Annotated in this window: 14 protein-coding genes and 1 pseudogene; 2 read left to right on the top strand and 13 right to left on the bottom strand. The window is 61.6% G+C overall.

The window, feature by feature from the left end; translation table 11 throughout:
• Positions 1-11 precede the first annotated feature (11 nt).
• On the top strand, positions 12-1,169 hold the full coding sequence (locus V1277_RS26375; RefSeq protein WP_334418819.1) for an ABC transporter substrate-binding protein: 1,158 nt from the start codon (positions 12-14) through the stop codon (positions 1,167-1,169).
• A gap of 45 nt (positions 1,170-1,214) precedes the next feature.
• Here the strand turns inward: V1277_RS26375 and V1277_RS26370 are convergent, their stop codons facing one another.
• Genes V1277_RS26370 through V1277_RS26345 form a run of 6 tightly spaced genes read right to left on the bottom strand, consistent with a single transcriptional unit; the run spans position 1,215 to position 6,669 of the window.
• Positions 1,215-2,408 carry an acyl-CoA dehydrogenase family protein gene (locus V1277_RS26370; RefSeq protein ID WP_334418818.1) on the bottom strand — a complete coding sequence of 398 codons (1,194 nt, stop codon included), beginning with the start codon at positions 2,406-2,408 and terminating at the stop codon, positions 1,215-1,217.
• Positions 2,405-3,340 (bottom strand): alpha/beta hydrolase, encoded by a 936-nt coding sequence (locus V1277_RS26365; RefSeq protein ID WP_334418817.1) that lies wholly within the window; start codon positions 3,338-3,340, stop codon positions 2,405-2,407. The genes V1277_RS26370 and V1277_RS26365 overlap by 4 nt, the downstream gene beginning before the upstream one ends.
• Before the next feature lies 1 nt (position 3,341).
• A complete protein-coding gene (locus V1277_RS26360) occupies positions 3,342-4,100 on the bottom strand; it encodes an SDR family NAD(P)-dependent oxidoreductase (protein WP_334418816.1) in 759 nt (252 codons plus the stop codon).
• Positions 4,101-4,103: 3 nt separating this feature from the next.
• The gene (locus V1277_RS26355; RefSeq protein WP_334418815.1) at positions 4,104-4,898 is read right to left on the bottom strand and encodes an enoyl-CoA hydratase/isomerase family protein; all 795 of its coding nucleotides are present in this window, start codon (positions 4,896-4,898) and stop codon (positions 4,104-4,106) included.
• 17 nt (positions 4,899-4,915) lie between these two features.
• Entirely contained in the window at positions 4,916-5,413 is a 498-nt protein-coding gene (locus tag V1277_RS26350) for an aromatic-ring-hydroxylating dioxygenase subunit beta (RefSeq protein ID WP_334418814.1), read from the bottom strand.
• A complete protein-coding gene (locus V1277_RS26345; RefSeq protein ID WP_334418813.1) occupies positions 5,410-6,669 on the bottom strand; it encodes an aromatic ring-hydroxylating oxygenase subunit alpha in 1,260 nt (419 codons plus the stop codon). Before V1277_RS26345 ends, V1277_RS26350 begins: the two co-directional genes overlap by 4 nt.
• A gap of 189 nt (positions 6,670-6,858) precedes the next feature.
• Here V1277_RS26345 and V1277_RS26340 point away from each other — a divergent pair, with 189 nt between their 5' ends.
• Entirely contained in the window at positions 6,859-8,046 is a 1,188-nt protein-coding gene (locus V1277_RS26340; RefSeq protein WP_334418812.1) for an enoyl-CoA hydratase-related protein, read from the top strand.
• Between the two features lie 970 nt (positions 8,047-9,016).
• Here V1277_RS26340 and V1277_RS26335 read toward each other — a convergent pair.
• The 7 genes and pseudogenes from V1277_RS26335 to V1277_RS26305 form a co-directional block, all read right to left on the bottom strand.
• Complete coding sequence (locus V1277_RS26335; RefSeq protein WP_334420457.1) at positions 9,017-10,048, bottom strand: PHA/PHB synthase family protein; 1,032 nt, start codon at positions 10,046-10,048, stop codon at positions 9,017-9,019.
• Positions 10,040-10,557 (bottom strand): annotated as a pseudogene (locus V1277_RS26330) (class I poly(R)-hydroxyalkanoic acid synthase); the annotation flags it as partial. The pseudogene V1277_RS26330 and the gene V1277_RS26335, both read right to left, overlap by 9 nt.
• Before the next feature lie 342 nt (positions 10,558-10,899).
• Positions 10,900-12,276: a sigma-54-dependent transcriptional regulator gene (locus V1277_RS26325; protein ID WP_334418811.1), complete on the bottom strand. Its 1,377-nt coding sequence runs from the start codon at positions 12,274-12,276 to the stop codon at positions 10,900-10,902.
• Complete coding sequence (locus V1277_RS26320; RefSeq protein WP_334418810.1) at positions 12,266-14,101, bottom strand: sensor histidine kinase; 1,836 nt, start codon at positions 14,099-14,101, stop codon at positions 12,266-12,268. The genes V1277_RS26325 and V1277_RS26320 overlap by 11 nt, the downstream gene beginning before the upstream one ends.
• Positions 14,102-14,150: 49 nt before the next feature.
• Entirely contained in the window at positions 14,151-15,155 is a 1,005-nt protein-coding gene (locus tag V1277_RS26315; protein WP_334418809.1) for a cytochrome d ubiquinol oxidase subunit II, read from the bottom strand.
• Positions 15,152-16,543, bottom strand: a complete 1,392-nt coding sequence (locus V1277_RS26310) for a cytochrome ubiquinol oxidase subunit I (RefSeq protein ID WP_334418808.1) — start codon at positions 16,541-16,543, stop codon at positions 15,152-15,154. The genes V1277_RS26315 and V1277_RS26310 overlap by 4 nt, the downstream gene beginning before the upstream one ends.
• 86 nt (positions 16,544-16,629) lie before the next feature.
• The gene (locus V1277_RS26305) at positions 16,630-17,952 is read right to left on the bottom strand and encodes an NAD(P)/FAD-dependent oxidoreductase (RefSeq protein WP_334418807.1); all 1,323 of its coding nucleotides are present in this window, start codon (positions 17,950-17,952) and stop codon (positions 16,630-16,632) included.
• Positions 17,953-17,981 lie beyond the last annotated feature (29 nt).

Genomic DNA, 17,981 nt, shown 5'->3' with positions numbered 1-17,981 from the left:
GGGAGGAGACCATGAGGAAATATCTGGCGGCGGCATCGCTGCTGGTTGCGGGCGCTTATCTCACCGGCGGCGCATTGGCCGCCGATCCCGGCATCACCGACACCGAAATCCTGATCGGCGACGTCGAGCCGCTCACCGGCCCGCCGGCACTGCTCGGCGTCGCTGCCTCGATCGGCCACAAGATCGCGATCGCGGAGGCCAACAATTCCGGCGGCATCAACGGCCGCAAGATCAAATATGTGCTGGAAGACGACGGCTATGTCACCGCACGCACCATCCAGGGCGTCAAGAAGGTCATCGACGTCGACAAGGTGTTTGCCCTGCTCGGCATCTCCGGCTCGGGCCAATCCATCGCCGTGATGCCGGTGCTGGAAAAGGCCGGCATTCCCACCGTGATCGATGTGGCGCCCGTCAAGTTCCTGTGGGAGCCGCCGCGCAAGAACGTGTTCGTGGTCGGCCAGTCCTATGAGGAAGGCATTATCCATCTCGTCAAGTATCTGGCCGACAAGAATCCCGGCAAGAAATGGGGCCTGATCACGCAGGATGACGATTACGGCATCACCGTGCGCGACGGTTTCGATACCGTTGTGAAGGAGAAGAAGCTCAGGGTCGTCTACAGCGGCAATTACAAGAAGGGCCAGCAGGACTTTTCGTCCGACATGCTGCAATTGAAGGACTCCGGCGCCGAGGTCTTTCTGGCCGGCGGCATCATCGCGGAAAATATCGCGATGATGAAGGAACTCGAAAAGCTCAACATCAAGCCCGCGGTCGGTATCTTCTGGCCCGGCCGTGTCGAGCCGGTGCTGAAATTGATGGGTCCGGCCGGTGACGGAATCTACGCCGTCGATTATGTCGAGCCGTTCGCCAGCCCGGCCGGCAAGGCATTTCTGGAAAAGGCAAAGCCGCTGGTCTCGGAAGCCGAGTTCAAGGGCATCAACCGGTACACCATGACCGGTTATGCGGCGGCAAAGGTGCTGATCGCCGCGATCGAGCGCTGCGGCAAACAGCCGACCTGGGCCTGCACCATCTCGGAGCTGGAGAAAACCAAGAATGTCGAGACGGGCGTGATGGCCTCGATCAGCTTTGGCCCGGGCGTGCGCTTCTCGAACCAGAAGCTGCAGATCATGCAAGCGGAAACCACCACGCTCAGCTTCAAGCCGGTGAACTGAGACAAGAACCCGCTGACCGGCGCATCGGCGCCGGTCAGCATCCCCTTACATCCGCTTGGCGACTTCTTCCAGCATGACTTCGGTAGCGCCGCCGCCGATCGTCAGCACCCGGGCGTCGCGCACCATCCGCTCGATCGGCGTCCCCCGCATAAAGCCGGTGCCTCCATGCAGTTGCAGGCAGCCGTGCACGACCTCATGCAGAACTTCCGGCGACAACGCCTTCACCATCGAGACCTCCCGCTCGCAGGGCTTTCCGGCCTCGGCCAGTTCCGCAGCTTGATAGGCCAGCGCCCGCGCGGCGGCGGCCTTGCTTGCCAGCATCGCCAGCTTGAGCCGCACGCCCTGCTGATTCCATAGCGGGCCGCCGAACGCCTGCCGCGTCTTCACATAATTCGCCGTCAACTCGATCGCCTTGGCGCATTCGCCGGCACAGATGCCGCCAATGCAGATCCGCTCGTTCTGAAACGTTTCCATGATGCCGTAGAAGCCGCGATTCTCCTCGCCGAGCAGGTTCTCGAGGGGAATGCGCACATCCTGGAACGCGATCTCGGCGGTGTCGGAGCAGAGCCAGCCGTGCTTGTCGAGCTTCATCACGGATATACCGGGCGTGTTCCGCTCGACGATGAACAGCGAAATGCCCCGGCTGCCCTTGGCATTCGGATCGGTGCGCGCGGCCACGATCAGGATGTCGCCATAAACGGCGTTGGTGATGAACATCTTTGAGCCGCTAATCACCCAGTTATCGCCGTCGCGGCGCGCGCGGGTCTTCAATCCGGCCACGTCGGAGCCGGCGTCCGGCTCGGTGACTGCGATCGAGCAAATGGTCTCGCCGCGGATAATCGCGGGCAGGTATTTCTGCTTCTGCTCCGCCGTGCCGCGCAGGGTGATATGGACCGCCGACATGTCAGTGTGCACCAGCACGGAGGACGTGAACCCGCCGAAAGTTGAGCGGCCAAGTTCCTCTGCCCACACCATAGAGGCCAGCGGGCCCATATCGGTTCCGCCATACTGGGACGCATGGCGCATGCCGAGAAAGCCCAGCGCGCCCATGCGGCGGTAGATCTCGCGCGGAATCTTGCCATCGCGCTCCCAGGCTTCGCCATGTGGAACGACCTCCTTTTCGACGAAGCGGCGGACCTGCTCGCGCAGCATCCGCAATTCCTCGGAAAGGTCGGGCTGTTCCGAGAAATGGAATCCGCTCTCGACGTGGCTGCGCGGATCGGATGGCATGATATTCATTCTGGCGCCCTCTCAGGCCGGATGTGAAGATGCCCCCGCAAGAATTTTGCGATGGAGGCGATGGCTTCCCGCGTTTGCGGAATTTCCGGAAACATCTGGAACACGTGGATCATGCCGTCCCAGATCTCGAGTTCAACATCGACGCCGGCCTCACGCGCGGTGTCGGCGAGCATGATCGAATCATCAAGCACGGTTTCGCGGTCGCCGGCCTGGATGAGGAGCGGCGGCAGGCCGGCTAGTTCAGCATAAAGCGGCGATGCCAGAGGATCGTAGGGGTCGCCCTCCTCACCCAGATAATTCTTCGCCAGCGCCAGAACCATGGCGCGCTGATGGATCGGATCGGCCTTGGCCCGGCTTTCGTAGCTCGCGCCGGTCGCGGCAAGATCGGTCCACGGCGACATCAGGACAGCCGTGGCTGGCAAAGGCTCGCCGCGGCCGCGCAACGCCAGCATCGCCGCAAGCACCAGATTGCCGCCGGCGGAGTCGCCGGCGAAAGCGATGTTCTCCGCTTTCAAGCCTTGATCCAAAATGTAGCGATATGCCGCAAGAGCATCCTCCAGCGCCGCCGGAAAGGGATGCTCCGGTGACAGGCGATAGTTGATCGCCAGCACGCGGCATCCACTGCCGTCCGCAATTTGCGCGATCAGCTCGCGATGGGACGTGACGGAGCCGATGCGAAAGCCGCCGCCATGAAAATAGAGGATGGCCTTGTCGGGTGGCGCATCGGCAGGAACGATCCATTCGCCGTCGACGCCGCCGGCGGATACCAGCCCGCACGCAACGGCGACAGTGCAGCCGGCAAAGGCCGCATCCCAATCGCTTCGCATCTGTGCCACGGAAGTCCCGCGATCCCAGCTTCGGTAGACCGACCGGATGCGCTCGATCGCGCGGTCGACCGGCGTCACCGAAACATCGTCGTGCGCATCCGCCATCTCAGGCGCCTATTCCCATGCCGCCGGAGACGCCAAGCGTTTCGCCCGTGATGTAGGCGGCCTGATCGGAGGCCAAGAACAGCGCCGCTGCGGCAATCTCCTCCGGTTCGCCAAGACGCTGAAGCAAGGTTGCGTCGGTCATGGCGCGCAGGATTTTTTCGCCGCCCTTTGCCACCGCTTGCTCCAGCATCGGCGTGCGGATCGGGCCCGGCGCGATCGCGTTCGCCGTGATGCCGTAACGCGCGTTCTCGCGCGCGATGCTCTTGGTGAAGGCGATCACGCCGCCCTTGGCGGCGGAATAAACCGCACCGCCCTTCGAGCCCAGCCGCGCAGCTTCCGAAGTGATGTTGATGATGCGCCCGAAACCGCTCCCCTGCATCGCGGGCAACGCAGCGTGGGTACAGGCAAGCACCGAGACCAGATTGACTGCGAGCAGCTTCGTCCAATCCTGCGGAGTGGTGTCAGTGAAGAACGCGTGCTGGTCGATGCCGGCATTGTTGACGACGATGTCGAACGGACCATGCTGCGCCATGATCTGCTGCACCATGGCTGTTTCGCCGACATCGAGCCTGACTGCGATCGCGCCCGTCTGCCCGGCCAGTTCGGATGCGGCCGCGATATCGATATCGGCAATCACCACCCTGGCGCCGGCGCCGGCCAGGCTTTGCACGATCGCAGCACCAATGCCTTGCGCGCCGCCCGAGACGAAGGCGCGGCGGCCGTCAAGGCGTCCAAAGGGCAGCGTGCCGGAGGCCGCCACGCGCTAGCGTCCCGTAAATTTCGGCTTGCGCCGTTCGATCACCGCGGCGAGACCTTCGCGCGCGTCAGCCATGCCGGACAATTCGGACACTGTCCGTGCTTCCTCCGACAGGCACTGTTCGACGCTGGTGCCGACCCCGGCCCATACCAGCCGCTTGGTCGCGGCGAGCGCCTTTGGCGCGCCCTCGGCTAACTCGCTCGCCAGCGCCAATGATGCACTGGCAAGTTCTCCGTCCGGGACAACCTTGGTGACGATCCCGAGATCCAGCGCCTCGGCCGCGGAGATCACCGGATTGGTGAGCAGGATCGACATCGCCCGGCGCAACCCAACCAGGCGCGACAGCGTGACGGAGACCCCGGCATCCGGCGCCATCGCCACGCGCGTCGCGCCCGCCAGGAATTTTGCGGACTCAGCGGCAATCACGATATCGGACGCGCACACCAGGCCAAACCCGCCGCCACCGGCAGCAAATCCGTGCACGGAAGCGATCACCGGCGCCTCCAGCCGCAGCAAGCCCGTCACTGCGTTCTGCAAATAGGCGGTCGCCTGCCGGATATAGTCCGGCAGCTTCTCGCCCTTTGACGCAAAGGCTCGCACGTCCCCGCCGGCGCAGAAATTGGCGCCCTCGCCGCTGAGCAGCACCACGCGCAGATCCGCCCTCCCATGGCAGATCATGATGGCGTCGCACAGCGCACTCAGCAATTCCAGGCTCATGCCGTTAGCGGCATCGGGCCGGTTGAGCCGCAGCCGCGCAATGCCGCCGGCGATATCGAGCAGAACAGGTCCCTTGTCGATCATGGCCAGATTCCCGACGGCTAGATAAGGAACGAGAGCGTGAACAGCGCCTTGTCGTTGTTGACCAGGATCACTTTCTTCCAGGCCATCCGCAGTTCGCCATCGACATAACGCAGCCGATACTCGTTGCGGGCGGCCCAGATGGTGTCGTCGCGCAGGCTGGATTCGAAGATCAGGCTGTTGCTGGCGACCGCGATATCGCCGCCCGGCGGGGGATCCATCAGTTCGATGTTGGAGACCAGCCGGCGCAGCCGCGACTGCGGCGTCTGGGTGTGGTGCTTTCCGGTGAGCAATTGCCTGACCCGCAGCGAGATGCGCGAACGGTTGTCGTAGATGATCGACATTTCCTTTTCGGGATCGATGTCGGCGCCGTTGGCCGGGACCCAATAGACGCCGTCATCCGTCCACAGCGCCTCCCAGGCTTCGTACTGGTGCTCGTCCTGCAATCGCGCCTCCTTGTAGATGAAGGCGGTCACGGCATCGATCATCGTGGCGGTGCTCTCGCGCGACAGCATCATTTGGACTCCATCAGGCTGCGATAATGCCGCCAGATGCCGCGCGACGGAATCTCGTCCGTGACATGGCCGACCTTGAAGCCGAGTTCGTCGTGACGCTCGCGCTTCTCGCCGCGGCCAAGAAAGATCCATTCCGGGCTGCGCGCCAGCACGCCGCGATGGCAGCGTTCATACATCTCTGAATCGTCGGCCAGCAGAAATCCGGCGGGACCTACCGATCCCATGGTTTGCTGGCGTAGCCGCCTGTTGAGGTCCGGCGCGCCCTTGAACTGGAGCGCCGTGACATGCTGCACGCTGTCGTCGACCGCCAGCGGCTGGATCACGAACATCTGGATTTCCGCGATGAACAGGTTCGGAAAGATCATCACATGCGGCGTGCCGTCGATCATGATCTCGCGCGCCTGCTGATCGCCATAGGCGGCCTTCATCCGCGCCGCGTAGTCCGGCAACCGCTCCTCCGTGGTGCCGAACCAGCTCATCGGCTGGCCGCGCTTGCGAAATTCGGGGCGCAAATCGATCTCGGTATGCCCGTTGCCGTAGTCCCGCGTCAGTGCAGTGGAGGCGCCGCCATAGAGCTTTCCGATCGCGCTGTCGGCCACGCCAAAGATCGAGGAATGCACGAAGGCCGGATGATAGCCGTCGCATTCGTTTTCGAGAATGAATTTCCAGTTCGCCTTCACGCGATGCTTGAGGAATCCCGCCGTAATCTCGACCTCACCTTCCGGCGAGGTCCGGACCAGACGATTGATGGTCTCGGCGGCGCCGCCAAGGTGCTCTTCCAAGGTCGGGCCTTCGGCCGCGAACGATCCGAACACAAAGCCGCGATAGGACTGCACGCGGGTGACGCGGCCGAGCGCCAGCTTTGACTTGTCCTGGCCTTCATAACCGTCCGGGAAGGCATAGCCGACCAGGCGGCCGTCATTGGCAAAGGTCCAGGAATGGAACGGGCAAGTGAAGGAGCGCGCGTTGCCCCTGTCATAGGAGCAGACCTGGTTGCCCCGGTGCGAGCAGCGATTGAGCAGGAGATTGACCTTGCCCCGCTCGTCGCGCGTCATGATCACGGACTGTGGGCCGATCGACTTGACGACGTAGTCGTTGGCGTTCGGCACCTCGCTTTCGTGCCCGACATAGACCCAGCTGCGGTACCAGATGTTCTGCAGCTCGGCCTCGAAGATCGCGGGATCGCTGTAGAGCGAGCCGTGCACCCGATCCGGCCGGATCAATTGATCCCACTGCGACGCGCGCGGCACTACGTTCATCGCTGCATCTCCCATAACTCCGCCCGCGGCCCCTCTTGCGCAGGCCTTCGGCATGCGGTAAAAATAATCCGACCGACCGTTTAACTAATAGCACCGAGACTCGGCCGCTTCAAGGGCAAATTTTCGACGCGCGAACCCGATCCGTGTCAGGCCCGGCGGGAACAAAGCACCTGAAAAAAGGATCAGAGGATGGAACGCCAAAACGCAGCCGACCTCGCCCGCGCGCTATATGCGGCGCTCGCTTCCGGTGACCGCGAGCAACTCGACGCCCTGTTGCATCCGGATTTCTCCGGCCGCATTGCCGAGGGCATGCCGTTCGGCATTGGCGGCGAACGTGCCGGCCCAGCGGCGATGCGGCGGGACGGCTGGGGCGCCATCGCCCGTCATTTCGAGGCGCACGCCGAGCCTGAACGTTTTCTCGATCTCGCCGATGGCCGGCTGCTGGTGACCGGGCGTTATCGCGGACGCGGCAAGCAAAGCGGCGCGCCGCTCGATGCCGCCTTCGCACATCTCATTACGATCGACCAGGGACGCATCAGATCGCTCGAGCAATATACCGACACCGCGCGCTGGCATGACGCGGCCGGGCCGCTGCGGACCGTGCTGCTCGATTTCAAGGACGGTATCGCGACATTGCGGCTCAACCGCCCCGACAAGGGCAACGCGATCGACGCGGAGATGGCCGCCGATCTCGCGGAGGCCGCAACGCAGATCGCCGAGCGAGCCGATGTTCGCGCCGTGCTAATCGCCGGCAACGGAGCAAATTTCACCGTCGGCGGCGATCTCGGCCTGTTCGCCGGCACCGCGCGCGAGCAATTGCCGGACCGGCTTCGCCGCATGATCGACGCCTATCATCTGACGATCGAACGGCTGACCGGCATCGATGCGCCGGTCGTGGCGGCCGTGCGCGGCGCCGCCGGCGGCGGCGGGCTCGGGCTGCTTTATGCTGCCGATATTGTTGTCGCGGCAGATGATGCGAGATTTGCACTCGGGTACGGCGCGCTCGGTTTGACGGCCGACGGTGGCAATACCTGGTTTCTGCCGCGCATGGTCGGAATGAGGCGCTCGCAGGAATTATTCCTGCTCAACCGCCGCCTCACCGCGCAAGAAGCGCTTGAATTTGGACTGGTCACGCGGCTCGCTCCCTCCGAGGCGGTGGAAACCGAAGCCGCGGCGCTCGCAGCGTCGCTTGCTGCAGGACCGACGCGCGCCTATGGCGCCGTGCGGCGCATGCTGCGCCAGTCGTTCGAGACCAGCCTCTCCGATCAACTCGACGCCGAAAAGGATTCGATCGTGCAGGCGAGCCGTTCGGACGATGCGCAGGAAGGCATCGCCGCCTTCGTTGCCAAGCGCCGCCCGACGTTTCTCGGCAGGTAAGGGTAAAAACATGGCGAACGTACGGATCACAGTTCTTCAACCCTGCGGATGAGCGTCGTGATTGACTTGTCAGTTTGCGTTGCGGCGAGCAATCAAGCGGGCGTCTAGCGACATTCCGTCGCTGCTCATTCCGCGAGCATCGCGCGTGCGTGTTCGATCGGCTCTCTATTCGAAGAGGGCAACTAAGTAGCTTGGCCCAGTCCGCTGCGATACGCCACTGCCGCCGAACGTAACAGGAAGCCGAACTTCGTCGGCTAAAGAACGCTCATCAACGGTGCGGTACTTCATTCGGTACGACACGGGCGATGGGCTCAGGCCTTAAGTGCTGATTGTACTTCGCTTTTTGAGATGTCCCGGTCCAATTCATCATGGGGGCAATGCAAAATCGATGCGCTAACATGTTGATGTTATTTCGCTTTATCGTCCGATCGGGAATAGCTGATTTTTGGGCCGACAGAAATTCGAAGCTGACTATTGGGTCATTTTCCTTTCATTTCAAGTGCTTAAGTCGATCATCTGTTCGTCCCTCGATGTGCCGCGCCTTCTCCGGTACAGCATTGCAGTACCCAATGAGCTCGTGCAGTACCGCGCTAGTTCCGACCCTCTCTACCAATCCCGTTTGCCTCGACCGCAAAGTAACGTGCTGGTCTGGCTACGCATAGGATAGAACAAGCACCATCGTAGTTTTGGCGGTGATAGAGCAAGGAAACCTGCGGGCGGCGATTCCGAGGTTGGCATTGCGCTATCAGACCGCAGGCTTGCGAAAGCTTCGGCCCATATTGGGCTCGAAGAATGAGCATCACCCTCCGAAGGCAAGGTCACACGTTCGAATCGTGTTGGATGCCCAAATCTCTTTGCTCTGCAGATCGATGCGTATCACCAAGGCGAAACTGCAGCTTTGACATGTTCGCGCGAGTAAGCGACCACGCTCTCACAACCGATTTTTGAGGCATGCGCGCCATAGCTGCTGTCAACTCGCCTTCGCTTTCACATATCGCCCGGGTGCAGATTCGCCGGGCGGATAGAGGTTGCCGCCGAGTTGCGTGCGCGCCGGCTGCTGTTCTTCCGCCCACGGCTTTAGCCAAGCGATCCAGTCGTTCCACCAACTGCCTGGCTTCTCATCCGCACCTGCGAGCCACGTTGCCGGGTCGTCGCATCGATCGGCAGATACCCAGTAGCTTCGCTTGTTTTTCGATGCCGGATTGATCACGCCCGCAATATGCCCGCTCGCGCCAAGGACAAAGCGAATGTCGCCGCTGAACAGGCCTGTCGTTCGATAGGCCGATCGCCAGGGCACGATGTGATCCTCGACGGTAGCCAGGACATAGGCAGGTAGATCGACCCGCCCCAGATCGACTGATGTGCCGCACATCGTCAGCCGGTTCGGCTCCCGGAGATTGTTCTCCAGGTACATGTTCCTGATGTACCAGCAATACATCGGTCCCGGCAGATTGGTGACGTCGGCGTTCCAGAACAGAAGATCGAAACGCTCCGGCGGCTTCCCCTTGAGGTAATTGTTGATCACGTTCGGCCATATCAGCTCTTTCGAACGTAGGGTCTGGAAGACGAAACCCAGTTCGGCGCCGCGGTAGATGCCGCCGTTTCCGATCGTCTGCTCGCGCTGCCGCACACTCTCCTCGTCCACGAACACGCCGAGATCGCCAGGCTCTCGGAAATCCAGCATGGTCGTCAGCAACGTCACGCTAGCGACCGATTCATCGCCTCGCGTCCGGAGAATGGCGAGTGCCGATGACAGGATGGTTCCTCCAACGCACCAGCCGACCACGTTGACCTTGTCGGCGCCGGAAATCGATCGGGCGATCTCGATGGCGCGCATTGCGCCATGCTCGACGTAGTCATCCCATCCAAAATGGCCGCAAGAGGCATCCGGATTACGCCAGGAAACAACGAAGACCGTCAGGCCGTGCTCGACCGCAAAGCGGACGAAGGAATTGCTCGGCTGAAGGTCAAGAATGTAGAACTTGTTGATGCAGGGTGGCACGATCAGCAGAGGCCGCACAGCGACCTGCTCCGTCGCTGGTTCATACTGAATGAGCTGAAAAAGATCGTTCTCGAATACGACCGCCCCTCTGGATGCCGCGACATCCCTTCCGACCTCGAACGCGCTCTCGTCCGTGATCGTCAGATTGCCTTTCCCGAGATCTGCGATCAGATTGTCGAAACCGGCTTTGAGGCTCTTGCCTTCGGTGTCCGTCGCCAGCTTGATGACGTCGGGATTGGTGGCGACAAAGTTCGTCGGGCTCATCGCCTCGAGAGCTGGCGCGTGAAGAAGCGCAGGCGGCGTTTTTCCTTCTCCTCCAGATCCAGCGCTTCGACGAAATCGACGCAATAGCGCGAGTTCAGCAGGTAGGCCTGCTTCAGCACACTGTAGAGCGCGTTGTCCCGCCATTCCGTTGCGCTGAACCTGCGATCGCCGCGCGGTGGTTCGAGTGCGGCCTCGGCCTGAACGCCTGCGGCCGATTTGATGACGTGCTCGGTGAGTTGGTACATGCGCATCAGATGCTCGGCCTGCAATTCTGCGATGCGTCCCGGCGAACCCAGGGCGGAAGTTAACTTCGTACCATCTCCATCGGCGCCCGGTATCCACCCCAGAGACCGCCACAGGCTCGCGCCCGCCTTCATGAACCCGTCGACAAATTCGTCCGGCATGTTGAATGGCCGATTCATCAGTTACCCTCGCTGCAAACTGGATGCTTGTTGTTTCCTGTCCCCGGGCGCTTCTAACCCGGCGCCCTTCCGTCTGTTAGACGCCATGCGCCCGCATGTCGGAGCGATCGCGTGACATCGGCCGGCAAGCCCATCGGGATGGCGCGCCTGGCTGACTCATCATCGTCAGGATCCAGAGCGAATGATTGAGCCCTCGCGGATACCATCAACATTCACCGAAAGACGCTTGATCTTGTCGTACAATGTCTGCTTTGGGATGCCCAGGAGAGCCGCAGTTGCCTGGACGTCGCCCTGCTTGCGCCGCAGCCCGTCCTCGATGATAGATCGCTCGATGTTCTCCAACTGTCGAGGCAACGACACATCCGATGTGCCAAAGCCGGACTTGTTGATCGCCTTGCTATCGAGAACGCCAAGCACAAACCGATCGGCGACGTTGCGAAGCTCCCGCACGTTTCCCGGCCACGAATAGGCCAAGAGCGCGGACATGGTCTTGTCGTCCAAAATCGGCGCGTCACGCTCGAACCTTCGGGCGGCATCCAGCGTGAAATGCTCGAACAGCAACGGAATATCCTCGCGCCGCTCCCGAAGCGGCGGCAGCTCGATAAAGGCGACGCCCAGGCGGTAGTAGAGGTCGGCGCGAAAAACCTTCTTGTCGCTCAACTCGAGCAAGTTCACCTTGCTCGCCGCTACCACGCGGCAATCCACGGCGATCGGCTTGTTCGAGCCGACGCGCTCGATAGATCGATCCTGCAGCGATCTCAACAGCTTCACCTGCACGCTCAGCGGCATGCTTTCGATTTCGTCGAGGAACAGCGTTCCGCCATTCGCGTATTCGATCTTTCCGATCCTCTGACGCGTAGCGCCGGTGAATGCGCCTACCTCATGGCCGAACAGCTCGCTCTCGACCAGCGACTCGGGCAGCCCCCCGCAGTTCACCGGGACGTAGTGTCCGCCCCGTCGTACGCTGTGATTGTGCAGGCAGCGCGCGACGACATCCTTGCCGGTTCCGGTCTCGCCATAGATCGTGACGTCAACATTGGTCGAAGCCAGCGTGGAGACCAGCCTGCGCACTTCCTGGATCTGCGGCGATCGGCCCAGCAGGCTTGCCTCGATGCCCTGGCGATCCGCCAAGGCGGATCTCAGCGAACGGACCTCGAGGGTCAGCCGTCTCTTTTCGACTGCCCTACGCACAACAGAAACTAGTTGTTCGGAAGAGCATGGCTTCTCGATGAAGTCGTAGGCGCCGTTACGCATCGCCTGTACGGCCATCGAAATGTCGCCGTGCCCGGTGATCAGGATCACCGGCAAATCCTGATCCAGCCGCCGCAGATCAGACAACCATTCAAGCCCGCTCTTGCCGCGCAGGCGCACGTCGCAGACCACGACGAATGGCATTTCGAAGCGAAGAGCTCCATCGGCGGCTTCGACTGAGACAAAGCCCGAAACCGAAAATCCCGCAAGCTCGAGGGCTTGAACGCCGCCGATCCGGACATCGTCATCGTCCTCGACGTAGATCACGCCAATGGATTGGTCATCGCCCATGCGAAGCCCCTGCTACGTCGGCTAGTGGAAGGATCACAATGAATTCGGCTCCGGATGGCCCGAGATTTCGCGCGCGCAATTCGCCGCCGAAAGAGCGCGCGATGTGGTTGGAGAGCATCAGTCCAAGGCCGAGCCCTTTTCCTGCAGGCTTGGTCGTCACAAAGGGCTCGAACATGCGCTGGAGAACATCGGGCGCAATTGCCGGACCGCTGTTGCTGATGGCGATGCGGCAACGGGCGGGCTGTCCGTCTTCTCGCCTCGCCCGGATCTGGATGGACTTCTGGTCTATGCTCTCCACCGCGTCCAGCGCATTCGCCACGATGTTGCACAACAGTTGCTCAAGTCGCGTCTGATCGGCGAGCACGCAGAGATTCGCCTCGATGTCCGTCACAACATCGACTCCTCCCTCTTTGACACGCCCGGCCAGTATCTTGAGGGATTCAGCCAGCGCATGTTCGACGGAGACCGTATCGAGCGGGCTGCTCGACTTGTAGGCGAAGACCCGCAGCTGGCTGGTCAAGCGCCCGAGCCGACGCACCAATTCGCCAATCCGGGTGAGATTGCCACGGGCATCGCCGATGGAACCGCGGTCAACGTACGAGATCGCGTTGTCAGCGGCAGTCTGCAGGGCCGCCAATGGCTGGTTCAATTCATGCACGATGCCGGCGGACATCTGGCCGAGCGCAGCCAGCTTGCCGGCATGGACAAGTTCATCCTGTGCAGCCCGCAGTTCGGCGGTTCTCTCCAGCACCCTGGTCTCAAGCATGTCGTGCGCGGCCTGCAACGCAGCCTGATTGGCCAGGCGTTGCCTGATCTCTCTCCGGCGCTGGAGCACGAGCCCAGTTGCCAGCAACGCAACCATGGAGGCGAGGCCCGACATCGCACCGATTACCAGCGCGGTCTGCCGTATCGGCGCCTCGTCGTCGAGAAGGACGAGCTTCCAGAGACCTCGGTTAGTTGGAAGCTCGCTGACCGCATAAGCGGTTCCGCTCTCGGTCGTGACACGCGCGCCGCCTTTGGATTGCGCGACCACGGTCCATCCGAGCGGCGTCAGGTCGTGGTTGCCGTAAGGTTTGGATCGAGAAATGTCATCACGCATCTGAACCGACAGCGGCGCCATTGGCCGATAGCGCCACTCGTCACGGGAGGCGAGTATAGGGACCTGACGCTCGTCGAGCAGAAGAATGTCGCCTTCAGCATTGCGCCACTCACGCTCGAACGAATCCAGATTGACCTTGACTGCGGCGACCCCGCGGGTCGCCCCGCCATCCTTTAGGGCATAAGAAAGATAATAGCCGGCGCGCGCGCTCGTAATACCGATACCGAAGAACGCCCCTCGGCCGCTGGCGAGAGCTTCGCTCACATATGGGCGGTACGAAAGGTTTCGGCCAACCGGCGTGCCTGGCTGCTCGAAATCGGCCGCCGCCAAGGTGTCGCCCGAAACACCTAAAACGTAAAGGTTGTCGGCTCCTGCAAGCAGATTGATCGATTTCAAGTACAGGCTGACCGATTGCTGCAGCGCGGCATCCTGGGAAGAGCCAAGCAGCTGGAAGACGCTCGGTGATGTCTCCAGCAATGACGGCAAGAATTCAAATCTCGAAAGATGACCGTCTAATCTTGCTGCTTCCATCGCCAGCCGCTGCTGCGCGGCAATGTGCACATGATCCAGTCCACGCTGGAAAGCAACGGTATACCCGAGCCACGAAGCGGCCACGACCAGCGCGAGGGCGGCTGTTCCGCGAACCAGCCAGCGCGTCGAATTGGGGATCGCCGACCTGACTTCGGGCTTCCCCTTGACGTCCACCAGGGATGGAAGGTCCGTCATGCTGTGAACCAAACAAATCCGGGGAGTGTCGGCTACAACCGACGACCACTCAGGCATAGTCCAACTCTATGGTTTTGCCTCGGAATACGCGATAGGAAAATCCCGTGTAGGCGATAATGACGGGCAGCGTGATGCAAACCCCGACCAGGATGATCTTGAGCGATTCGGGGCTGCTGGCGGCCTGCCAGACGGTGAGCCGGTCGATCACGATGAAGGGATAGATGCTGTAGCTGAGCCCGAGGAAGCTCAGGAAGAAGACGAGCACCAGCAGCGCGAAAGGCAGCCAGCACAGGCTGCCATGCACGGCTTGCGAGCCGAGCAGGAGCCGCACCGTCAACAGCGCAATTGCGGCCGTGATCGGGATCGACGCCACCGCGATCATCGCCGGCAGGGTGAACCACCTGACGCGAACGGTCTCGCTGATCCACGGTGTTGCCATCGAAATCAGGATCAGACCCAGCACCATGGGCGGCCAAGCGATCTTGCTCCATTGGATCGCCTTGTCCTGGAGCTGCCCATCTGTCTTCATCACCAGCCATGTGGCACCGAGCAGCGCGTAGGCCATCGGCAGCGCCACCGCGATTGCACCGGCAAAGACCGGATAATTCCAGCCCTCGCCGAAGCCGCTGATATAGCGGCCGAGCATCCATCCCTGACACACCGATGCCAGCATCGACCCGGCAATGAACAGGCGATCCCACATCGCTTTCCGGTTGGTCTTTGCCTTGACCCTGAAGTCAAAGGCCGCGCCGCGCAGGATCAAGCCAATCAGCATGAGAGCGGTCGGCAGATAAAGTTCCGACAGCACCAGCCCATGCGCCTTCGGAAAGGCAACCAAAAGAAGGCCGACGCCGAGCACCAGCCAGGTTTCATTGGCGTCCCAGAACGGGCCGATGGAGGCGACCATGGTATCTCGCTCGTCAGGCGTCGCTCGATGCATCAACATGCCGACCCCAAGGTCGTATCCGTCGCTCACGACGTAGACGAGCAGCGAGACGCCCATCAGCCCGATGAAGATCAGCGGAAGCAGTTCGTCGAAAGACATCGAGATCATGCGAATTCTCCCTCGCGCTGATACTGGCGCGGGCCGCCAGCGAGGTCCTCCGGACCGATCACGCCCTTCGGTTTGTCCGCCGTCTCCGCCATGTATTTCAGAACGCCGACATAGGCGACGAGCAAGGCAACATAGAGCGCAATATAGATACCGAGCGTCAGGGCAATGCTCGACGACGGGACACGCGAGGCGACGTCGCTCGTTCGAATGAGGCCGGAAACGATGAAGGGTTGGCGTCCGATCTCCGTGACGTACCATCCGGCAATGGTCGCGACCCAGCCGGCAAAGGTCATCGCGGCGAACAACTTGAGCATGGGCCGCGGCATCCGGCCAAAATCCAAGCCATCTCGCCAATGTCTCCACAGGCCGATCCAGCTGACCAGCAGCATCAGGATGCCGATCCCCACCATGATCCGGAAGCACCAGAACACCGGAAAGACCGGCGGATGGGCCGATGGAAACTCGTTCAGTCCCTTGATTTCGCCGTCAGCGTCGTGTCGGAGGATCAGGCTCGCGAGTTTTGGTATGGCCAGCTCGAAACGATTTGATCTCGTTACGTCGTCCGGGATCGCGAACAGGAGAAGCGGCGCTCCCCGCGTTGTTTCCCAGACACCTTCCATCGCTGCGATCTTCTGCGGCTGATATTTAAGTGTATTGAGCCCATGAAGGTCGCCGGCCACCATCTGTGCGGGCGTGGCCAGGGCAGCGAAAACGAGCCCGGTCCGCAGCACGCGTGATGCGCTCTCGGTCGCGACGCCCTTCAGAAGTTGCCAGCCGCTGATCCCGATGAGCAGGAACGCGCAGGTCAGCGCGGAGGCCAGCACCATGTGGGTCAGGCGATACGGGAAGGACGGATTGAAGATGATTTCCAGCCAGTTCCTGGCGTGAAACTGGCCATCGATGATTTCGTATCCCGCCGGCGTCTGCATCCAGGAATTTAGAGCAAGGATCCAGAACGCGCTCAGCAGCGTACCGAGGGCGACCAGAAAGGTCGATCCGAGGTGAACCATCTCGCCGACGCGGCGGTGGCCGAACAGCATCACGCCGAGAAAACCCGCTTCCAGAAAGAATGCGGTCAGCACTTCATAGCCGAGCAATGGGCCGGCGATATTCCCGACGCGCTCCATGTAGCCCGGCCAGTTGGTGCCGAACTGAAAACTCATGGTGACGCCGCTGACGACCCCGAGCGCAAACGTCAGGGCGAATACTTTTGTCCAAAGCCGGTAGGCACCCAGCCAATCCAGCTTCTGCTGCGGATCGGTCGCGCGCAGGTGCTTCAGGCGAAAAAACAGCAGAACCCACCCCAACGCGATCGAAATCGAGGGGAACAGAATGTGGAACGTGATATTGGCGGCAAACTGGATGCGCGCGAGGAACACGACGTCCATCAGCATTCCCTCCGGGTTCGGCGCAGCACCTTCGCATCACTCGAGCTTGCATCGACCGGCACGGCATCCCTCCCCGCGACCCGATATCAATGAAGCTTCACATGCGGCTCGGTGCGCCGGGTGATCAGGCGTGCCAGCGTGTCGAGCGCAACCTTCACCGAACCGTGCAGCGCGTGTTCGTGCATCTTGTAGAGAGACAGGTACATCATCCTTGCGAAGATGCCCGCGAAGACGAGATTGCCGCCGACCAGCGTTCCCATCATCGAGCCGACCGTGCTGAATTCGCCGAGCGACACCAGTGATCCGAAATCCCTGTACCGATAGGGCTTGAGCGGCTCGCCTTGCAGATAGCGCGGAATCTGGGAATAAAGATGCGAGGCCTGCTGGTGGGCCGCCTGCGCGCGCGGCGGCACGTTGCCGCGCTCGCCCCATGAGCAGGCAGCGCAGTCGCCGATTGCAAAGATGCCGTCGTCGCGCGTCGTTTGCAGCGTTGGCCGAACGACGAGCTGATTGATGCGGTTGGTTTCGAGGCCGGCGATATCTTTCAGGAAATCGGGCGCCTTCACTCCTGCAGCCCAGACGATCAATTCGGCGGGGATCGTCCGGCCGTCCGTCAGGTTCACACGGTCGGAGCCGACCTCGGAAACCTTGGCGCCGACCAGCAGATCGACGCCCAGCCTGACAAGCAACTTCTCGGTCTCTTTCGAAACCCGTTCGGGCAGTGCGGGAAGCACCCGCTGGGCGGCTTCGATCAATGTGATCCTGATGTCCTTCTGGGGATCGACCTGATCGAGGCCATACGCCACCACTTCACGCGTCGTTCTGTGGAGCTCGGCCGCAAGTTCGACGCCCGTCGCACCGGCCCCGATGATCGCGACTTTCAACTGGTGCGCTCCGAGAGGCGACGATTGTGCATGCGCGCGAATACATGCATTGATCATTCTTTCGTGGAATCGCCGTGCGTCCGACTGCGATTCGAGCTTGATCGCGTGGTTGGCGACTCCAGGCGTGCCAAAATCATTGTTCTGGCTTCCGACGGCGACGACGAGAACATCATAGTCAAAGGTCCGCTTCGGCGTGACCTCGCGGCCTTCAGCGTCGAAATACGGCGCCACCAGCACTTGACGACGATCCCGATCGATCCCGATCATGTCGCCGATCCGGTAGCGAAAGCCGTGCCAATGGGACTGAGCGAGATAGTCTACTTCGTGAGCTGAAATATCCATACTGCCGGCGGCAATTTCGTGCAGCTTCGGCTTCCATACATGCGTGCGGTTTCGCTCGATCAGCGTGATGTCGAGCCTCCCCTTGCGTCCGTATTTGTCGCCCAGACGCGTCGCAAGCTCCAATCCGCCGGCTCCGCCTCCGACGATCACAATCCGGGGTTTTCCCAATTGCGGCTTACTCATGATGGCCTCAACCGATCGAGTTCACTATC

The organism is Bradyrhizobium sp. AZCC 1588, assembly GCF_036924735.1.
Taxonomy (GTDB): domain Bacteria; phylum Pseudomonadota; class Alphaproteobacteria; order Rhizobiales; family Xanthobacteraceae; genus Bradyrhizobium.
Note: the sequence above shows the minus strand (reverse complement) of the source record. Positions and strands in the feature narration are given on the sequence as shown.

Bases quoted from the DNA above. Each gene is read 5' to 3' on its own strand.
- V1277_RS26355 (WP_334418815.1), bottom strand. From the start codon at position 4,898: ATGATCGACAAGGGACCTGTTCTGCTCGATATCGCCGGCGGCATTGCG.
- V1277_RS26370 (WP_334418818.1), bottom strand. From the start codon at position 2,408: ATGAATATCATGCCATCCGATCCGCGCAGCCACGTCGAGAGCGGATTC.
- V1277_RS26310 (WP_334418808.1), bottom strand. From the start codon at position 16,543: ATGGACGTCGTGTTCCTCGCGCGCATCCAGTTTGCCGCCAATATCACG.
- V1277_RS26350 (WP_334418814.1), bottom strand. From the start codon at position 5,413: ATGATGCTGTCGCGCGAGAGCACCGCCACGATGATCGATGCCGTGACC.
- V1277_RS26320 (WP_334418810.1), bottom strand. From the start codon at position 14,101: ATGACGGACCTTCCATCCCTGGTGGACGTCAAGGGGAAGCCCGAAGTC.
- V1277_RS26375 (WP_334418819.1), top strand. From the start codon at position 12: ATGAGGAAATATCTGGCGGCGGCATCGCTGCTGGTTGCGGGCGCTTAT.
- V1277_RS26305 (WP_334418807.1), bottom strand. From the start codon at position 17,952: ATGAGTAAGCCGCAATTGGGAAAACCCCGGATTGTGATCGTCGGAGGC.
- V1277_RS26340 (WP_334418812.1), top strand. From the start codon at position 6,859: ATGGAACGCCAAAACGCAGCCGACCTCGCCCGCGCGCTATATGCGGCG.
- V1277_RS26365 (WP_334418817.1), bottom strand. From the start codon at position 3,340: ATGGCGGATGCGCACGACGATGTTTCGGTGACGCCGGTCGACCGCGCG.
- V1277_RS26315 (WP_334418809.1), bottom strand. From the start codon at position 15,155: ATGATCTCGATGTCTTTCGACGAACTGCTTCCGCTGATCTTCATCGGG.
- V1277_RS26325 (WP_334418811.1), bottom strand. From the start codon at position 12,276: ATGGGCGATGACCAATCCATTGGCGTGATCTACGTCGAGGACGATGAC.
- V1277_RS26345 (WP_334418813.1), bottom strand. From the start codon at position 6,669: ATGAACGTAGTGCCGCGCGCGTCGCAGTGGGATCAATTGATCCGGCCG.